The organism is Mariniflexile aquimaris, assembly GCF_042676825.1.
Taxonomy (GTDB): domain Bacteria; phylum Bacteroidota; class Bacteroidia; order Flavobacteriales; family Flavobacteriaceae; genus Mariniflexile; species Mariniflexile aquimaris.
This window is the reverse complement of record NZ_JBHTIB010000046.1, coordinates 1-649: the sequence shown is the minus strand read 5'-3', so window position 1 is coordinate 649 and position 649 is coordinate 1. Positions and strand designations below refer to the sequence as shown.

At 31.7% G+C, this 649-nt stretch carries 2 protein-coding genes; one reads left to right on the top strand and one right to left on the bottom strand.

The features are described from left to right. Nucleotides 1–194: 194 nt before the first annotated feature. Nucleotides 195–353 carry a hypothetical protein gene (locus ACFQ0I_RS17340; RefSeq protein ID WP_379944254.1) on the top strand — a complete coding sequence of 53 codons (159 nt, stop codon included), beginning with the start codon at nucleotides 195–197 and terminating at the stop codon, nucleotides 351–353. Here ACFQ0I_RS17340 and ACFQ0I_RS17335 read toward each other — a convergent pair. Further along, nucleotides 348–554: a hypothetical protein gene (locus ACFQ0I_RS17335; RefSeq protein WP_379944253.1), complete on the bottom strand. Its 207-nt coding sequence runs from the start codon at nucleotides 552–554 to the stop codon at nucleotides 348–350. The two genes, ACFQ0I_RS17340 and ACFQ0I_RS17335, sit on opposite strands and share 6 nt — an antisense overlap. Between the last annotated feature and the right edge of the window lie 95 nt (nucleotides 555–649).

Genomic DNA, 649 nt, shown 5'->3' with positions numbered 1-649 from the left:
TTCGAAAATCAAACTAGGTTTTATACCAGTACGAGTGCGTTCCGCAATGAATGGCAACGTTAATGTGTATGGAAAGTAAGGGCTAAGTATAAAGCTTCCCATTCAGATTAGCGGAAAACGAGCAAACAAAAATTATTTTTAACCAGACACCAAAGCCCTTATTTTTTATACATGGTGTTGTGTTTAGTTTTTTTATGTCCGATTCAATTGATAAGGTCAATGCCGTAACAGATGAAATTGGCAATAGCTGGATAACTTTAAAAAAGGTAATTGACAAATGCCCAAAAAAGTCAATCAAATTCTTTCATGACAAAGAAGGTTGGCAATTGTCTATTTGTGCTACTTTTTTATAGTTTATTTATATCTGATTGGTCAACAACGGTAATATTTCCGTATTCTTGACCATTTAACATTACTTTGTTTCCGCCTTTTAAATAAACTGTATCTTTTTCAAATGCGCCAATTAAGTCAACATTTAATAAAAACATATATTCAGTTATAACACCTGCTCTTGGATGTGTGTTTAATCTAGCTTTTACTTTAATAAATCTCATATTGTTTATTTTTAATTAGTTAACGTTTAATTTGTCAGTCGCACGTAACAGTTGCGAACTGCTAAAGTCAGTCGAAAGTTATGTCAAAGTCAAAT

Coding starts and splice junctions, on each gene's coding strand:
- ACFQ0I_RS17335 (WP_379944253.1), bottom strand. CDS start 554: ATGAGATTTATTAAAGTAAAAGCTAGATTAAACACACATCCAAGAGCA.
- ACFQ0I_RS17340 (WP_379944254.1), top strand. CDS start 195: ATGTCCGATTCAATTGATAAGGTCAATGCCGTAACAGATGAAATTGGC.